Raw genomic sequence first — 18,621 nt, 5'->3', positions numbered from 1 at the left:
TAACTGCACGCTGAAATGGCAATTATTTAATTTAGATAGCATTATGGAAATGCTTTTATTGTATATCTTTGCAGCCGCATTTATTGGCTGATGAAGATATTATGAAACAGAAACGAATACCGTTAGTGGGGGAACAATATCTTGTTCCCTTTATATTGATTACTTCTCTCTTTTTCTTGTGGGGATTTGCACATGCTATTCTGGATGTGCTGAATAAACATTTCCAAGAGTTGCTGGATATAACAAAGGCACATTCGGCCTTTATCCAAGCAATGATGTATATGGGATATTTTGTAATGGCCATTCCGGCAGGACTTTTTATAAGTCGCTTTGGATATCGCAGGGGAGTGGTTTTTGGATTGGTATTGTACGGCGTTGGGTCGCTGTTGTTCATTCCGGGACAGTATTATCTTTCGTTCAATATGTTTCTGTTTGCTCTTTTTGTCATAGGTTGCGGACTTACATTTCTGGAAACGGCTGCTAATCCTTATGCTACGGAACTGGGAGCGAAAGAGACGGCAGCCAGTCGCTTGAATTTTGCACAATCCTTCAATGGATTAGGTTGTATTTGCGCTCCTGTATTGGTAGGGCTGCTTTTGTTTTCGGAAGACGGGAATAGTGGTGCCGGCAATGTTGCCTTGCCTTATGTTGGTATGGGGATAGTGGTGCTGCTGGTAGCATTGGTTTTCTCAAAGATAAAGTTGCCCGAAATAGAACATGGTGTGGAGGTGGACAAGGACGGGCATAAGGTAGGGCTATGGTCGCACAAGCTTTTTATATTTGGTCTATTGGCTTTGTTTGCTTACGAAATCGGGGAGATTTCCATTAACAGCTTTTTTATCAATTATGTAGTAGAGCAAGGATGGATGAATGCTCGCGATGCTTCATTGGTACTCTCATTTGGCGGATTGGGATTGTTCATGTTGGGACGTTTTGCCGGTAGTTGGATTATGGGGCGTGTGTGCGCGGAGAAGATGTTGCTGTTTTGTGCTACGGGAACAGTGATAACGACTTTGGTGGTACTGCTTGATGTCGGTATGGTGTCGTTGATCGCATTGCTCTGCGGATATGCTTTTGAGGCTATTATGTTTCCCACTATTTTTGCTCTTTCTTTGAGAGGGTTGGGTAATCACACCAAGCGTGCTTCTTCTTTCCTGATGATGTCTCCGGTAGGCGGGGTGGTAGGTCCCTTGCTGATGGGAGTTGTGGCTGATTGTACAACAATGGTGATGGCATTTATCGTACCTTTGGCTGCCTATTTCGTGGTTTGGTGCTACGCACGTAAAATGCTGTCTGTTGCAGGAAAGGTACGATAAAAGAAATATTAATAGAGGATATATCCGGCTATTCCTGACAATGTTATCAGCAGAATGGGGTGTATGTTCCATTTCCAGGTTACTCCGAAAGCGACTGCGAAAATCAGGCTGCTTCTATAATCTATGAAATTTTCTTTGTTCATCAGCAACAGAGCTGCCGCAGCAATCAATGAAACGGACATTGGCAGCAGTCCGGACATGGCAGCTTTGATGTACTTATTGTCTTTGCATCTCACAAAGAAATAGGAAATAAGCAGCACTAATATAAATGAAGGCAGGCAGACTGCTATTGTAGCAGCAATGGCGCCCCATACACTTTGAGTGACGGAGTATCCCACATAAGTGGCACTGTTGATGCCGATGGGTCCCGGAGTCATTTGTGAGATAGCTACGACATCCGTAAATTGCTGGAGTGTGAGCCATTGATAGTGATCTACTACTTCATGCTGAATAAGCGAGAGCATGGCGTAACCACCCCCGAACCCGAACATCCCAATTTTTAGATAGACCAAGATCAGTTGCCAATAAATCATGCTTGTAATTTTGTCAGTTTATCTTTTAACCATAATGTGTAGATGAGCCCGCCGGCAATTCCTGCCAAGACGATGTAGACAGGTGACAGTCCGCATTGCCATATAAGTAATGTAGCGATGGCGGGAAGCACCAACTGCCAGTATTTCAGCTTCAAGGCACGTACAGCAGAAATGCAGGGGAATACGATTAAAGCCACTACTGCCGGACGAATTCCGTTGAATATGCGTATCATTGTTTGATTGTCCTGAAAGCGTGCAAAGAACATTGCTATCAGCATCATAATGACAAAGGAGGGAAGTATGGTAGCTAAGGCACATACCAGACTGCCCTTTACTTTATGCAGTTTGTAGCCGACAAAAATGGATATGTTTACAGCAAATACTCCCGGTAGAGATTGGGTCAATGCGAACATTTCCATAAAGTCGTTTTTGGTCATCCATTTTTTATTTACAATTTCACGTTCAATAAGAGGAATCATGGCATATCCGCCGCCGATAGTAAACATCCCTATTTTGGCAAATGTAAGGAATAAAATCAAGTATTTCATTTCTTATTATATCTGTACTAAAAGAGTTGCAATATAGGGAAAAAATCCCAATATTACAACTCTTTTACAACTCATGTTAAAGACGTATATTACTTCATCTTATTCAGGTTTTCCTGTGCTTTTTCAGGTTCTACGGTCAAGGCTTTTGTGAACCATTCCTTGGCAATCTCGGTGTCGCCTGACAACCATGCCAATACGCCCAAATTGTTCCATGCACGAGGGTCGTCTTTCACTCTTTCCAAGTATTGTCCGGCACGATCAAAATCACCATAAACAATGTTGGCTGAGGCTGCATTGATGTTTGCTACGATATCTGTGGGGTAGTTGGTAGCGGCTATTTCGTAAACTTCTTTGTATTCTTTCGTACCCGGTTGGAAGTTCTTGGCTACACCATACATTTCCTGCAAATTCAACATCTTGGGGTTGGTATGAATCAACGTGGCGGCTTCGGCATTACGCACTTCGCGTATTTCGTAGTCTATAGAAATAGACAGGCGGCGCAGGCGGGGATAATACTCGTTCATCATGGCACGATAGGAAGCAGCTCCCAGTCCGCTTTTCAGTCTGGCTTCGCGTACATCGAGGTTAGTATACTTGTTAATGATTTCCAATGCCTTGTCTGCGTATGCGGGCTTGTTTTCTTCGAGCATTTTAACGAGACTTTCCCAATCCTCGCCGGCTGAACTTACGTTCAATATACTATCGGGGAAGTGGTAGCTTCCTCTCAAGTAGAGAGCGAATGAATCGGCACGTTTCGTTGCTACGCGGTCATTGGTTTTGGCAGAGCCGTCAGGAGAGGCATATCCGCATATGTTGATAGCTTTGAATGTAACTAAATCGCCTTCTGTCAGCGGGTTAAGAGTTTCTTTCAACTTTTGCAGTTCTGCGGAGTTATTCTTGAAATCGGCTTTGAATTCTGTGCCGCCTACTGCATATTCTATGTATAAGGTATTCTGTTCCGAACGTACTTTTAGTGGTTCTTCCGTTGGAGTAAGATAAGATACCATACTCATGCAAGGCTCGCAAATAGCTCCTTTTTGTGGCAACGGTTCTTCTTCTACCACAACCACAGGTTCTATTACCTGAATCTCCGGAAGATCCAACAGACAGTCTTTTCTGCCTTCCTGCAATATCCACATATCTGCCTCATTCATCCATTCTTCATAAGGAAGGCATACTGTGTAATTCACAATGTCCTGACGGTCGGCAGACTTGCCTTTGATTATGGTATAGGGTGCATCATAATAACCTTTTTTGGCCAGCTTGCGGTCTTTATGGCGCATTTTGAACTTGTTCTTGCCGGTTACGACAACAGGAGGCAAGGTCTTATACTTCTTTCCGGCAAACAGTACCGGGGTGAATGCGTATGATTGGGTACTGTTGACTTTTACGGCTTCCATATTGAACTTGAAGTCCAATGTCAGCGTATCGTTCTCCAGAGTCAATGCCGGTTTGGTGACTTTTACTTCACCTGCAAATGCTGCTAACGGCAGCATGGCAAACAGCAGACAATATATTTTTTTCATATTCTTCTTGTTTTAGTTGATGAATTTAGAGTGATTGGGTTTCTACCGTTTTGTATTTACGCTTGTGCTTAGGTCCGAAAGTGAAGTTGATACCGAGATTCACGTTGACGGCTGCGCGACTGATAGGAGCGTAATAGGCCGGTTCATATTTGCACATGGGGACATCTGCACCGATGAAGAAGTTGAAGCCGCGCGGGTGGAAGTTCAGCATGATTCCTGCATCAGAGCCGAAGTTGGATAAAGCGTAGTTCACCGATGCTTCAAACCATGAGAGGGGAGCTACATTGGCAGAAACGCGTGCTTCTGTCCATGAGTGCTTACCTTGCATGCGGGTGGTAGAAAGGAAACCGAAGTTCAGGCGGTCGTAGGCCGGCAGAGTGTATTGGGCACCCAGATGAAGGGTAGCTGCAAGGGCAGTGGTACGCTTCATTCCTTCACCCGCTTTATCGAACTTTGCCAAGTCTGCCAAGTCATCTACCAGTTGGTCTACTTGGTTGTCCAGCTTGTTTTCACTGTTAGTTCCATCGTCTTTTACGGAGATTTCACTAAAACCGTCGAAAGTGAAGTCTTTACTCATGGTTCCCTTAGTTGTATTCTTCCAGGAAATAAAACCGAGGTCGAGCAAAGATGCGGAGAATGTCCATTCATCATTCAGTTTGTACGTTGCTCCCAAATCGATGGCCATACCGAAACCTGTGGGGCCGAGATTGTCAGTATCAAAATCCAGATCATCATAAGAAATCTGTCCGTCCGTACCTTCTTTCAGTTGCTGAGTTCTGTCTCCGTTGGCATCCAAAATGTAATCATCTTCCTGATAATTACCGGTCTCACCTTTGGTGGGTACAATGAGACCTTTGGCAGACATATAAAGTTCAGCGTTCTTGGGGGTGATAGTCCATTTGTCTTGAGAAGCGAGGATGTTCAGTTCATCAATATGTACGGTTGCCTTTGCCAGTCCCACGAGGGCTTTCACTTTGGCGCCCACTGTCAAGCGTTCATTGATTTCGCGCGCATGGCCGAAGGCGATCTCCGCATAGTTGGTAGATACGACATTTAAGTTTTTCACATTGTAGCTGCTTCCCGTTTCACTGGCTACTCCGTTTTTCATGAACTTGAAGAGTTCATCGGGCATGAAGAAGTTGGTATTTGACTTTACGGAAATGCCAAATGTGTTGAAGCCTCCCCAGGCATGAAAGCCTAAGGATAGTATTGATTCGTCTATGTTGACACCGACTTTCAGTCTTTTAGGCAATCCTTTTAAGAATTCGGCGCTGCTGACTTCTTCATTCATAAAAGTGGTAAGATCACCGTTTGACTTCTTGAAGATGAAATCGCCTACACCACCGGTGGATTGTGCGCCGATTGTGAGATTTCCCAAACCGGGGAAGCTGACATAGCCGCGTTCGCCCATAAAGGCGGGATTGAGTTCGTGACGGTAGGTGCTTCCTTCCAGGAAATAGGTTGAACGGCTGTTCTGTGTCTGTGCCATTGCGTCACTGACAGCAAGTGTAGCTACTGCTCCGGACAATATAATCGCTAAAACATTTGTTCTCATTCGTTTCATTATATATGATTGTTGAATCTTTTGTTTATATCGCATGAAATGTATTTCTCTCTTAGTTCAAGTCCACTTTAATGCCGTTGGGGATTTTCAATTTCATGTCTTTAAGTTGCATCCATTGTGAACTCAATAACTGAACATCGGTAGCTTGTCCCGGTACGGCTGTCACTTTAAAGAAGAGTCCGTCCAGCTTGCTGATTGCGCCTTCTTTGGTTGACACTAAATTGATGTTTAGTTGGCTTGTTGCTATGCTTTTTCCATCTTTACTTTCAGTTATAGTACCTTCTACGGTTACATTAATATCTGTTATTTTGTTACCGTTTACGTCCAGTGCGCTTACATTCTCATTCTTGATCTCCATCTTTAAAGGAATGGTGTTGTCGGCAGTAATGCTGATTATTGCTTTCTTTATGTCCACATCTTCAAGGTCGAGGTCGAAATCGTCGATAGTCTCTTCATATACAATCTTCAGTCCGCTGCCAAAACTTAGAGGAATGTCTATGTTGTATTCACTGTTCAATACATAGTCTTGTCCCAAATTGACGGTATAATAGTCGTCTGTTTTTACAGCCGGTTTTAACTCAACGCTTATACGGTCGGGAATTGTTTCAATAATGTCATTCAGATTTGGTACGATAACTTTAGTTGCCCCTGTTTCGACAACAGTTTTTTCATTGCGTACTATTGAAATTGTTTGTTGCTTGTTTCCACTGGGTTTTAACTTGATAGGGACTCCACCATTACCGCTTCCTATCTTTACGGTTTTGGTTACTTTTCCGTTCTTATATCCGGTCATGATACCGTCCATCTCTATTTCTTCATTCAGAGGATTATTAGCCTTGAATGAGAAAACAGGATTGGTGATGTCCAGTTTTACCTCCTCGTCTTGTAAGAAGTCGGGTAAATTGGTTAATTCAACTTCCGTAGGTTTCACATCCATATCAGGTTTAATGGTGCCATTTACTTCACTTACTGTCATTGCTGCGAGGATAGCTGTAGGAGTGATACTTAAAGAACCGGTACCCTGGGCTTGATGTACAGTTACATCAGTTTTTACCGTTATCTTTTGATTTTCGATTTTAATAATCCGGTCACCATTCTCTTCTTTAACTTTGTTTCCGTCGCCATATTTCTCTCCAAATACGTATTTGGAAATATACAGATCTATTGTATAAGTTGAACTAGAAAGGGTTTTATTACTGATAGTAAGAACCTGACCATTCAGTCCACTTTGTCCTTCCTCAAATTTTATGAAGTCGGGGAATGTAATTGTCATTTTATCAATAGTGACATCACTATACGATATGGAACTGGTTTTATTAATCTCAAAACTGAGAGTTAATTTTGCAGGTGTATTAGCAGTTAAAGAACCGATTTCTATTACAGCTTCATCAATTCCATGCGCCTCGGTGTTTACAGAACCTTCAGATTCTATATCCTCAACCGTAACATCTTCTGGTTGGGGATATGTCCGATCATTGATTACTTTAATCGAATTTATAGGATTCGAAGATGCATTAACTGTCACCATTTTTACTGATGTATTTGTCTCATCTATTTTATCCGATTTCAGCAGATGATATTCTCCATTCACGAGTTGCAAATCATCTCCCTCATCAAGTTCGATGATTTTGTCCAGTGTTATTTGCTCCGTATATCCTACGGGAATTGCCAAATGTTCGCCACCTACGTTGACTGTCATGTCAATGTCTTTGTTTAGGTCATAACTGTTATCGATGCACGATGTGGTTACCCCTAACGATGTTAATAATAGAGCCGTAGCTATGAACGGTCTTCTTTTAGTGTTTAGCATCATAATTTTACTGTTTTATAATCGATTTATTGTTGTTTGCTTATATTAAATATATGGAAAAATAGAATAGCTTAAAAGAATTTTGGAATACTTTTTAAAAGCTGCGCAAAGATATGAATATTCTTTAATTAGTAGGTGGTAAATCGTTAAAAAGATGCAATAGCTGACAAAAATAAAATTATTCGTCCGGTTTTGGCGTAAAGGCTGGGTATTGAAAATTGTTTATACTTTATATAGATGTTTATTGGATTGCATATTGAAGCTGTTTCAGTCGTATACTGAATAGCCCTATGGTTATAATTTTGTTTATCAGTACGTTGTTAGTCTGCATGAGAAGGTAATATATCGCTACATTTTAAATCTTTATTCTTAAAACTGCTTAAAAAGTGATTATATCATAAAGTTTAATAATTATCTTTGAACATTTCAAATTATAATATTAAACCGGTAATGCAGAATGGTACAAATTATACAATTACAGGGAACAGATAAGCGGCTGTATGAGCTTGTTGCGCCATTGGTGATGAATCCTGAAATATTGAAGCAGAATTATAACTATCCATTTCGTACATCAGAAGATTTTGTTTGGTTTGTGGCGGTAGACAAAAAGAAAGTCATAGGTTTTATACCGGTAGAGGAGAAGAAGAAGGAGTATGTCATCAACAACTATTATATAGAAAGTAATAATGAAGACACGCTGAAATTGTTATTAGAGAAAGTCATTTCAGAAACAAACACAAGTAAGGAATTAACTTCAGTGACTTTTATGGAACACAGTTCTCTTTTTAAGGATTTGGGTTTTTCTGAGGAAAAAATCTGGACTCGTTATGTGAAAATGAAAAAAGATAGATAATTATGGCCACACCTAAAAATGTATACGAACTTGCACAGGAACGTTTAGAATTGATTTTTAGAGAGTTCGATACAATATGCGTGTCTTTTTCCGGAGGGAAGGACAGCGGTGTATTACTGAACCTGTGTATAGACTATATCCGGCGTAATAACCTCAAACAAAAATTATGTGTATTTCACATGGATTATGAGATACAATATACTGTGACCATAGACTATGTAGACCGTATATTGGAGGCTAATAAGGATATTCTGGAAGTATATCGCGTATGTGTACCTTTCAAGGTCACCACCTGCACCTCTATGTATCAAAGCTATTGGCGTCCATGGGATGAAAGCATGAAAGAGCTTTGGGTGCGCCAGATGCCTGCCAATTCCTATACCAAAGAAGCTTTTCCTTTTTATACGGAGAATATGTGGGATTACGAATATCAGATGCACTTTGCCAAATGGCTGCATTTGCGGAAAGATGCGGTACGCACCTGCTTTCTTATAGGAATTCGTACACAGGAGAGCTTCAACCGCTGGCGCAGCATTCATCTGAACCGGAAATACCAGATGTATCATAATTACAGGTGGACTTCCAAAATCGGCAATGACATATACAATGCGTATCCTATCTATGATTGGAAGACAACGGACATATGGACTGCCAATGGAAAGTTCGGCTTCGACTACAATCATTTATACGATTTGTATTATAAGGCAGGTGTCAACATAGAGCGCCAGCGTGTGGCCAGTCCGTTTCTTTGCGAAGCGCAGGAAAGTCTGGCTTTATATAAGGTGATAGACCCTAATACTTGGGGAAAGATGATAGGACGTGTCAATGGAGTGAACTTTACGGGAATCTATGGCGGAACTCATGCCATGGGGTGGCAGAGCGTGCGGATACCTGAGGGGTATACGTGGAAAAGCTTTATGCAGTTTCTGCTTTCCACCCTGCCCGAAGAGACCCGGCGTAACTACTTAAAGAAGCTGACTGTCAGCATTGAGTTTTGGCGTACCAAAGGAGGATGCCTTTCGGAGGGTACTATCAAGAAATTGCAGGATGCGGGTGTTTCTTTCGAAGTGGTGAACCATACCAACTACAAGACAAATAAGAAACCCGTCCGCATGGACTATCTGGATGATATCGATATTGCGGAATTTCGGGAAATACCCACATACAAACGCATGTGCATTTGCATCCTAAAGAATGACCACGCATGTAAGTATATGGGATTTGCTCTGACGAAAGAAGAGATATACAAGCGAGACAAAATAATGGAACAATTCAAAAATATGATGCTATGAGTGTAGATAAGAGCCCGGTATATGGTGTAAAAGCGGTTCCGGTAGAAAAAATACAAGCCAATGATTATAACCCCAATGTAGTGGCGCCGCCCGAAATGAAATTATTGGAACTGTCTATCTGGGAGGATGGTTTTACAATGCCTTGTGTCTGTTATTATGACGAAGAGAAAGATAGTTATATTTTGGTCGACGGGTATCACCGTTATCAGGTTTTGAAAACTTCCAAGAGGATCTATCAGCGTGAGAATGGTCTGTTGCCTGTGGTTGTGATTGATAAGGAATTGTCCAACCGCATGGCATCCACCATCCGTCATAATCGTGCGCGAGGAACACACAACATCGAACTGATGTGTAACATTGTTGCAGAATTGGATCATGCCGGCATGTCCGACCAGTGGATAATGAAAAATATAGGAATGGACCGCGATGAATTGCTTCGACTGAAACAGATTTCAGGTTTGGCAGATTTGTTTGCCAATAAAGATTTCAGTATTCCTGATAATAAGCCGGAATATATTCCTTAACATTCAAAATAATTCTTTCACAAACTTGCATATTTTAACCAAATCTCCTACATTTGTCAGCACATAAACAGAACAAACAGGTTACATGGTCTTTGGACGTAGAAAATAGTGCTGTATGAAAAAAGTCTTGGTTAGTGGTGGGGCCGGTTTTATAGGTTCTCATTTGTGTACCCGCTTGATTAGAGACGGACACAAAGTGATATGCTTGGATAACCTCTTTACCGGTTCGGAGAAGAATATAGCTCATCTGAAAGGGAATTCCCGCTTTGAATTTGTACATCATGATGTGGAATTTCCTTATGAGGCAGAGGTTGATGAAATTTACAATCTGGCCTGTCCTGCGTCTCCGGTGCACTATCAGCACGATGCCATAAAGACTATTAAGACCTCGGTGTTGGGAGCTATCAATATGTTGGGGCTGGCAAAGAGGACAAATGCAAAAATCATGCAGGCGTCAACCAGCGAAATCTATGGTGATCCCGTTGTGCATCCTCAAGTGGAAAGCTATTGGGGAAATGTGAACCCGATCGGAATTCGTTCTTGTTATGACGAGGGCAAGCGTTGTGCCGAAACATTATTTATGGATTATCACCGCCAGAACGGGATACGCATTAAGATTATACGTATATTCAATACATACGGTCCTCGTATGTTGCCCGATGACGGACGTGTTGTTTCTAATTTTGTGGTTCAGGCATTGCAGGACGAGGACATAACGATATACGGTTCGGGCACCCAAACCCGTAGCTTTCAGTATGTGGACGATTTGATAGAAGGAATGGTGCGTATGATGGATACGGAAGATGAATTTATCGGTCCGGTTAATTTGGGCAATCCGCATGAATTCTCCATTCTTGAGTTGGCGGAAAAAGTTATTAAGCTGACAGGTTCCAAATCGAAATTGATATTTAAACCATTGCCGCATGATGACCCTAAACAGCGTCAGCCGGATATTACGTTGGCAAAAAGCAAACTGAAGTGGCAGCCTACTATTGAATTGGAAGAAGGGCTGTGTCGCATAATTGAATATTTCAGTAAGTATCGTTCTTGAATAAACACGATCTTGATAACGGGAAAAAATATAATACAAAGATGAACATGGAAATAAATCCTTCTGAGTACAAGATTCTCATCGTAGACGATGTGATGTCCAACGTATTGTTGTTGAAGGTACTCTTAACAAATGAGAAGTTTGCGATTGCTACGGCCAACAATGGGCAGCAGGCTTTGGAACAGGTGGATAAGGAGCATCCGGACTTGGTTCTGCTGGATGTAATGATGCCGGATTTAAGTGGGTTTGAAGTTGCACAACGTCTCAAGTCCAATCCCGATACGGCAGATATTCCAATCATCTTTTTAACTGCACTGAACAGTACAACGGATATTGTGAAAGGTTTCCAGGTAGGAGCCAATGATTTTATATCCAAACCTTTCAACAAGGAAGAATTGATTATTCGTGTAACTCACCAGATTTCGTTGGTGGCGGCCAAACGCATCATATTGAATAAGACAGAAGAACTTCAGCACACCATTGCCGGGCGTGATAAGCTATATTCGGTCATAGCACATGATCTGCGTTCCCCGATGGGATCGATCAAGATGGTGCTGAATATGATGATTCTTAATCTTCCTGTCGAAAAGATCGGCAGTGAAATGTACGAACTGCTGACAATGGCTAATCAGACAACGGAAGACGTATTCTCATTACTGGATAACTTGTTGAAGTGGACGAAGAGCCAAATCGGTAATTTGAATGTTGTTTATCAGGATATCGATGTCGTGGAAGTGGTGGACAGCGTGATTGATGTGTTCAACATAGTAGCCGGCTTGAAGAAGATTACCATTCGTGAGGAAAAAACGGAGAAACTGCCTGTCAGTGCCGATATTGATATGTTGAAAACCGTTATCCGTAATCTGCTGAGTAATGCCATTAAGTTCAGCAACGAGAATTCCGAAGTGGTGGTGAAAATGGAAGAACAGGGAGATATGGCGGTAATCAGTGTAAAGGATAACGGTTGCGGTATCGATGAAGAGGGGCAAAAGAAATTACTGCACACAGATACGCATTTCAGTACATTCGGGACGAACAATGAAGAAGGTTCAGGATTGGGATTGCTGTTATGCCAGGACTTTGTTGTGAAGAATGGCGGCAAGCTGTGGTTCACATCTAAGAAAGGAGAAGGGTCCACATTCTATTTCTCTGTTCCGTTGAAGAAGTAATCAGTCTCCATTGGGGTGATTGCGCATATTGAGTTGTGCGCGATGATAATATTTCAGGCATGGATTACATATAGGCTCTTTCAAGGAGCATCTGCTGCTGTGTAGCTTTCGTGTAATCCATGCCTGCCTTTATTTTTTGCATAGGCTTCTGAAGTCGCAGTATTCACACTTCCCGTTATCTTCCGTTTGGCTGAAAGTCTCTTCCGGATTGTATATTTCCTTTAGAAGGGCTGATAGCCTTTCACGAAACTCATCTTCATAAAATGCAAAGTTGCTGACCGGTATTTTAGGCTGGCGCGGTGCGCCCATTTCGATAACGGGCGAGTAGTTCTCGGATGCTGCACGATGAATATATAGTAGCGACGGAGCTACTTTCAATGTTTGTTTGCGGCACATAATGGCAGCATACAGGAAGGTCTGGAAGATGTAGTTCGGACGGTTATCGGCGGGGACAAACAGCTGCTCTATGTTTTCTGGAGTTCTGGGAGTGCCTCCTGTCTTATAGTCTACAATACGCAGCGTATCGTCTTTGCTATCCATACGGTCTATCGTGCCGCCAATATTCAGAGGAAGTATTCCCAAAGGAGTCTCTATCTCTACTGTTTCCGTAACTTTCTGCTCCATAGCTTCCATATGAAAAGGAGCATAGTGCAGGTCATTGCGCAGCAGTTGCCGCAAATAGGATGCAATGACTTTGGAGTGAATAAGCTGCGTCCCGTTATATTCGGGCTGTTCGTTGGCTTGTACATGAAAGAGTTCCTCTTTGAATGCATTGTCTACGTATGTTTGCAACTTCACGTCATTGCGCAACAGCTGTTCCAGATCTTCCTTGCGTATTTCTTTTCCATTGGTTGTAAGGTCTTGATATACCAATTCGGCAGAACGGTGGAAAATTGTTCCGAACAGGGCGGAGTCTATCTCGGCACTCACTTCATCGGGAGCTTTCAGACCGGCAACGTAGCGGTAATAAAACTTTAGACGGCAATCCAGATAGGTGTTGAGTGCCGAGGGTGAAAAGAGCGCGTTAGGATGTTGCCGGATGTCGTATGCGTTGTACATCCGCTGAAGTACCTCATTTGTTTTATGTATTTCTATTGCAAGACTGTGCTGGGGAGATTGTCCTGCTTCCAGATACTCGCGTGAGATGTCGTGTGGAGATTCCACAAGGAACTGAAGCATGAAACGTGACATTTCCCCCCGGTTCAGTCCGTCGGATGCCGTATTATATAATAAGGTGATATTTTCTGCCCGTTGTATGAGCCGGTAGAAGTAATAGGCATATACCGAGTTCTTGTGCTCAATGGTAGTCATTCCGAATGCTTTGCGCAGGTTGTAGGGGATGAAAGATGAGTCACCGCCGTTTTTAGGAAGCTGGCCTTCGTTGAGGGACAACATAATCAGGTTGCGAAAGTCAAGATTACGCGTTTCCAATACTCCCATGACTTGCATGCCGATGGCAGGCTCGCCATGAAACGGGATGTTGGTCGAGGTGAGCAGGCGGTTCATCAGGCGTTTCAGCGTATCTGTCTGCAGGGTCAGCCCATCACTTTCTATCAGATTGAGCAAACGGTTGACGAGGGTGTAGCTTTTGAACAGGGATTCCCGGTAAAGCTGGTTGAAGATGTCATTCTCATCTTTTTCCTGACGGTAGACAACGGCTACTTCGCGCAGCAGTTCGGTGAGATAACGGCAGATGGACGCGATACCGTTTTGCGGAGTGAATACACGTTCAAGAAAAGCATCTTTTTTTAGTTCCGACGGGAGGGGGTAGAAGCGGTTGTCTTTGGTGAGTTGGTGTTCCAGATCATCGGCGGCAGCGGATAGTTGCCGGGTATATGGATGCTTTAATATGGCAAGTACCGCTTCGTAGGTGTAGCGTCCCGTATCCCGACGGTAACCGGTGGTTTGCAGTTCCATAAGCGCGCTGATATAACTATATACGGGTGTCTGCGCCAATGGGAATCCCATGGTTATATTGACGTTTTCCACTTCCGGGGGAATGGAATGAAGTACGGGCAGCAACAGTGTTTCATTGCATAATACAATGGCATTTTCTTTCTCCTTGCTCGTTTCGGCATCGTTTTTCATAACAGTGCGCACCCATTCAGGCAGGTAGCGGGCTTGTGCGTTTTCCGTCGGGGCGGATATGAACCGGACTTTCTTGGGATGTCTCAAGGCATCGAAAGCTGTTTCGGGCAACTGGTTGGGAAACAACTTTAAATTGCGCAGTATGAATTCGCCCGCTTCGTGGACGTATGGCGGTTGCTGCTCATGGGGCAGGCGGGTATAGAATATGTCGTAGTCCCAGTAGAACATAGCCTTGCCGGCGTCTTGCAGGAGTTGGAAGAAGCGGGTTTCCACTTTGTTCAGCACGTTGAAGCCGACGAACACATAGCGGTCATAACGCAGTAGTCCGGTGTCAAGCCCTTCTATGACATGGCGATACATCATGCCTTCATAGGCGATGCCCAGTTCGGAGAGATTCTTTCGGTAGTGTCTGTAAATGTCGCCCAGCTTATCCCAGAGGGAGATGAATTTCTCCTTGAGTTGCGTGCGTTTGTCGATGGAGAAGTTTTGGAAGAACTGCTGTATGGCTTCTTCTTGTTCTTTGTCGAGGAAGTCGTAGTTGTCCATGATGTTCTTCAGGTCTTGTAAGTTGCAGAAAAGCCTGTTTGCATCGACAAGGTTCTTGTCTACGTCATCGAAATCGCTGATGAGCAATTCACCCCAGAAATAGAAATCATCCAAAGGTTCCTCGCTGTGTGTTTCTTCACAAAACACTTTGTATAGTTCGCATACCAGACGAATCGGGTCGCCCGATTTCAGCGGCGAAAGCTGGCGGAACAGTTCGCTGATGTTAACGTAAGCGGGTGACCACAACGGACGGTCGCTCTCTGCTGCCAGGTATTCGTTGAAAAACAAGCTGGCGCGTTTGTTGGGGAATACGATTGCTGTACGTGACAGGTCGCTTCCTATCTTGGAATAAAGGTCTTGGGCTACTGTTTGGAGGAATGTTTTCATACTTTCTCTATTATTTCTTCTTCTACATACCACAGATACCCGCTGATGGCATTTGCATCATACCCCATGCGGACGAGTAATTCTATGTACCCTTGTACCTGCTTGTTATATTTCTTGCTGGGCTTACCGAACTTGAAGTCGACAACTACGATTGTACCGTTGCGCATCATTACGCGGTCCGGGCGCCGGTTACGGAGTTCTCCGTTTTCCTGCCAGATAATGTCGCACTCGTTGAATAGTTGCCAGGTCCCGGAATACCAGTCTTTGATTTGCGGTTGCGAGAAAGCCCTATGGGTCAACTCCCGTATTTCTTCCTCTGTTTCGGTACGCCCGATAACACCTTCGAATACCAGACGGTTGATGGCATCATCAATATCCTCTTCTGTTTCGATGGCGGAGAAAAGCGTATGCAGCAAGCGCCCCCGGTTGATGAAACGCTGGCTGGACTCGGCTTCGTCCACTCCGGCAATGAAGTCGGCGGAACGGTTGGACTGGCGGAATTCAATGTCGTGTCGCATGCTCTCCATGTGTACCGGAAGTTTCACCGGTTTTTGTGCGAGCTTATTCACGACTTTGCTTTCCGTATTTCCTGCAGAGTGAGGAGACTTTTCCTCCGACGGGCATGTCGTTCCGCTTTCATAGATCTTCTCATCTTCGTTCCAACTGCCTTCTCCCGCTTGGGCAACTCGCGGCAGGGCAGCGGAAAGAAGTTCTGCCATTGTGCCTTTTTGGTCCTTCTTGCTCCATAAGATCAGGTTCTTCCCGGCGCGGGTAAATGCCACATAAAGCAGGTTCAGGTTGTCCACCCATAGTTGCAGCCTCTCGTCGAGGTAGTCCTGCCGGTAAACGGATTCCGCCATTGTGAAAGAGTAGTTGACAGGAACAAGGTCTATTGAATTGTAAGGTGATTCGGGGGCGGTACACCACACTAACTGGTTGTATGTTTCGTTCTCCAGTTTCCAGTCGCAGAAGGGGATGAGGACCGTATGGAACTCCAGCCCTTTGGACTTATGGATGGAGAAGATGCGTATGCCGTCCATCTCTCCGCTGGGGATTGTCTTGGAGCAGAGGGTTTCATCCCAATAGCGGATGAAGCCGTCGAGGTCGGAAGAGTTGCTTTGCAGATATTCCGTCACAGCATCGAAGAATGCAAACAGATAGGCGTCCTGTTTCCCAATGCTGCCCATGTTGAACAGCGTGAACAGTTCTTCCAACAGCTCGTACAAGGGCATCAGGCGTAATTCATCCATGCGGGAGATAAATTCTGCTGGGAGCACTGTCGCCACATCGGCAGTCAGCAGTTGGTGCCAGTCCGCAGGATTTCCTCCCGTCCTTCCGGTTTCCGTTCCTCGCTCATAGCTGGTCTGCAGTTTGTAATTTGCTATTAACGAAGCTCTTGCTATCTTTTCTTCCGGATTGGACAGGTAGCGTAAGGCGTCTATCAGCATGCAGATGGCAAGGGAGGCATCCAGACGGAACGCTTCGTCCGACACAATAGGAAGATGTAACTCCTTGTCGAAGTAGTCGGCAATAGACGGTATGTTCTTGTTCTTACGCACAAGGATGGTGATATCGTTCAGCTTCACACCTGCTGAAAGCAGCCTTTGTACTTCTTCACCCAGAGCCGATAAGGTTTTTTCGGCGTAGCTCTGTTCTTCATCAGGCTCTATGAAGGAGACTTTGACATAACCCTTGTTGTCTGTTTTAGGAGATTCCTGAGCAACATCGGCGTAGGCTTCTTTCAGGGGAAAGCATTCTTCTTTCAGTTCCTCCAAGTATAGTGTGTTCAGATGGTCTACCGCGGCGGTAAACAGGCGGTTGTTGAAATTGATGACATTTGTTTCGCTTCGGCGGTTGATCTTCAGAGTTTTCACGCGTACCGGGAAAGGGAACGGGAGTTGGGATTCAGACCGGGTGCTTCCCAGACTGTTCAATATTCCCCAGTCGCCGTTTCGCCAGCGGTAAATGGATTGTTTCACATCACCCACAATAAGGCTGTCTGCTCCTTGCGAAAGTCCTTCGAGCAACAGTAGCCGGAAGTTGTCCCACTGCATGCGGCTTGTATCCTGAAACTCATCTATCATTACGTTGCGGATATTGGCGCCTATTTTTTCAAATACGAAAGAGGAATCGCCTTCGTGTACTAACTTATGCAGTAAAGCGCTGGTGTCGGATAGCAGGAATCGGTTGTGCTCGCGGTTCAATGTGCGCACTTCCTCATCGATGTGATTGAGCAGTTGCAGCTTGTTGAGATGTTGCAGTGAGAGACGGCAACTGTTTATCGTACGGTTCTTCTGCGGACGCAGCCGCTCTGCGTCTTGGAGTAAAGGTATTAGGCTGGTTTCTGCCAGTCGGATAATGTCGTCCTTGCGCGAAGATGTTTTGGTAGCCCAGTTCTTGGCATCTGCCAGGCTGTTTTGCAACGTGACATTCATGACATCTTTGTCTGACAGCCGTCCGTCGCGCAACTTGCGGAAATAGCTGCCTATGCCGCGTGCACCGCCTTTCAAATCTTCAGGTACGAGGGCATGTCCGTCCAACTCGCCTTCAAACTGGTCGTAGAAACCTTTCATCTGTTCCAATGCATCGGTCTCCATTTCGCGCAATACATCCCGGTAGAGTTTTATTGCTTCCGGAGAACGGAGTTTGAGCCGAAGTCCTTCGCCACGTTCTATGTAACTTTCATCAAAGATGTTCCGTCCGAAGCTTTTGACTTCGTTGGAGACATTCCAGCGTTTGTCATCGGCAATGCGCTCGTTGATATAGTCCAGCAGCCATGCCAGTACGGGTGAGGAAGGGGTGAGCTTTTCAATCATACTGTCGACGGCATCACTCAGGACATCGGTATTGTTTAACTCAATATTCAGGTTGGGACTGAGTTCCAGTTCGCGGGCAAGGTTGCGCATGACGGACTGGAAAAAGGAGTCGATTGTCTCCACGCGGAAACGGCTGTAATCGTGCAGCATATATTGCAATGCCATTCCTGCACGCCGGCGCAGTTCTTTGTCGGAAAGGGGAGAGGAAGCCAAATCCTCTTTGATGCGTTTCAGATAGGCGTCTGATGCAGGATCTTCTTTCCAAATGCCATAAAGTTGCGTCAGAATGCGCTCCTTCATTTCTGCCGTAGCTTTATTGGTGAAGGTTACGGCAAGTATCTGCCGATAGGCGCGGGGGTTAAGGATCAGAAGTTTGATGTATTCCACAGCCAGCGTGAAGGTTTTTCCCGAACCGGCTGAGGCTTTGTATACTAATAGTTCCATGTGGATATGCAGCTTTGAAGTTTGACTACAAACATACGGAAAAATCACGAGAAAAGCTTAAGTATAACGCGAAAAACAGGTATGCAGAAAAGGACCGCCTTCATTTGTCTGTAAGGTACGGTCCTTTATGTATATCTTTAATAAAGTTTTATGA

At 44.2% G+C, this 18,621-nt stretch carries 13 protein-coding genes; 6 read left to right on the top strand and 7 right to left on the bottom strand.

What is annotated here, in order from left to right:
• Positions 1-101: 101 nt before the first annotated feature.
• Positions 102-1,316 carry a sugar MFS transporter gene (locus tag NQ546_RS12170; protein ID WP_004290840.1) on the top strand — a complete coding sequence of 405 codons (1,215 nt, stop codon included), beginning with the start codon at positions 102-104 and terminating at the stop codon, positions 1,314-1,316.
• Positions 1,317-1,324: 8 nt separating this feature from the next.
• On the opposite strand, the gene NQ546_RS12165 is transcribed toward NQ546_RS12170, so the two are convergent.
• The 5 genes from NQ546_RS12165 to NQ546_RS12145 all read right to left on the bottom strand — a co-directional run bounded on the left by NQ546_RS12165 (position 1,325) and on the right by NQ546_RS12145 (position 7,300).
• Complete coding sequence (locus tag NQ546_RS12165; RefSeq protein WP_004290841.1) at positions 1,325-1,849, bottom strand: chromate transporter; 525 nt, start codon at positions 1,847-1,849, stop codon at positions 1,325-1,327.
• Positions 1,846-2,397 (bottom strand): chromate transporter, encoded by a 552-nt coding sequence (locus NQ546_RS12160; RefSeq protein ID WP_004290842.1) that lies wholly within the window; start codon positions 2,395-2,397, stop codon positions 1,846-1,848. The genes NQ546_RS12165 and NQ546_RS12160 overlap by 4 nt, the downstream gene beginning before the upstream one ends.
• A gap of 89 nt (positions 2,398-2,486) precedes the next feature.
• Entirely contained in the window at positions 2,487-3,923 is a 1,437-nt protein-coding gene (locus tag NQ546_RS12155) for a DUF3868 domain-containing protein (protein ID WP_004290843.1), read from the bottom strand.
• A 25-nt stretch (positions 3,924-3,948) separates the two neighbouring features.
• The gene (locus NQ546_RS12150; protein WP_004290844.1) at positions 3,949-5,523 is read right to left on the bottom strand and encodes a DUF5723 family protein; all 1,575 of its coding nucleotides are present in this window, start codon (positions 5,521-5,523) and stop codon (positions 3,949-3,951) included.
• Positions 5,524-5,539: 16 nt separating this feature from the next.
• Positions 5,540-7,300, bottom strand: coding sequence for a hypothetical protein (locus NQ546_RS12145; RefSeq protein ID WP_004290845.1), 1,761 nt, complete (start codon positions 7,298-7,300; stop codon positions 5,540-5,542).
• Positions 7,301-7,754: 454 nt separating this feature from the next.
• On the opposite strand from NQ546_RS12145, the gene NQ546_RS12140 reads away from it, so the two are divergent.
• From NQ546_RS12140 to NQ546_RS12120, 5 genes are all read left to right on the top strand, one after another.
• Entirely contained in the window at positions 7,755-8,150 is a 396-nt protein-coding gene (locus NQ546_RS12140; protein WP_004290846.1) for a hypothetical protein, read from the top strand.
• A 2-nt stretch (positions 8,151-8,152) separates the two neighbouring features.
• Positions 8,153-9,442, top strand: a complete 1,290-nt coding sequence (locus NQ546_RS12135; protein WP_004290847.1) for a DUF3440 domain-containing protein — start codon at positions 8,153-8,155, stop codon at positions 9,440-9,442.
• Positions 9,439-9,966, top strand: coding sequence for an IbrB-like domain-containing protein (locus NQ546_RS12130; protein WP_004290848.1), 528 nt, complete (start codon positions 9,439-9,441; stop codon positions 9,964-9,966). The genes NQ546_RS12135 and NQ546_RS12130 overlap by 4 nt, the downstream gene beginning before the upstream one ends.
• 115 nt (positions 9,967-10,081) lie before the next feature.
• Positions 10,082-11,017: a UDP-glucuronic acid decarboxylase family protein gene (locus NQ546_RS12125; RefSeq protein ID WP_004290849.1), complete on the top strand. Its 936-nt coding sequence runs from the start codon at positions 10,082-10,084 to the stop codon at positions 11,015-11,017.
• Positions 11,018-11,058: 41 nt separating this feature from the next.
• Positions 11,059-12,186: a hybrid sensor histidine kinase/response regulator gene (locus tag NQ546_RS12120; protein WP_004294505.1), complete on the top strand. Its 1,128-nt coding sequence runs from the start codon at positions 11,059-11,061 to the stop codon at positions 12,184-12,186.
• A 129-nt stretch (positions 12,187-12,315) separates the two neighbouring features.
• Here the strand turns inward: NQ546_RS12120 and NQ546_RS12115 are convergent, their stop codons facing one another.
• A complete protein-coding gene (locus NQ546_RS12115; RefSeq protein WP_004290851.1) occupies positions 12,316-15,207 on the bottom strand; it encodes a PD-(D/E)XK nuclease family protein in 2,892 nt (963 codons plus the stop codon).
• Positions 15,204-18,467 carry a UvrD-helicase domain-containing protein gene (locus NQ546_RS12110; protein WP_004290852.1) on the bottom strand — a complete coding sequence of 1,088 codons (3,264 nt, stop codon included), beginning with the start codon at positions 18,465-18,467 and terminating at the stop codon, positions 15,204-15,206. Before NQ546_RS12110 ends, NQ546_RS12115 begins: the two co-directional genes overlap by 4 nt.
• Positions 18,468-18,621 lie beyond the last annotated feature (154 nt).

The organism is Bacteroides eggerthii (assembly GCF_025146565.1).
Taxonomy (GTDB): Bacteria; Bacteroidota; Bacteroidia; order Bacteroidales; family Bacteroidaceae; genus Bacteroides; species Bacteroides eggerthii.
Note: the sequence above shows the minus strand (reverse complement) of the source record. Positions and strands in the feature narration are given on the sequence as shown.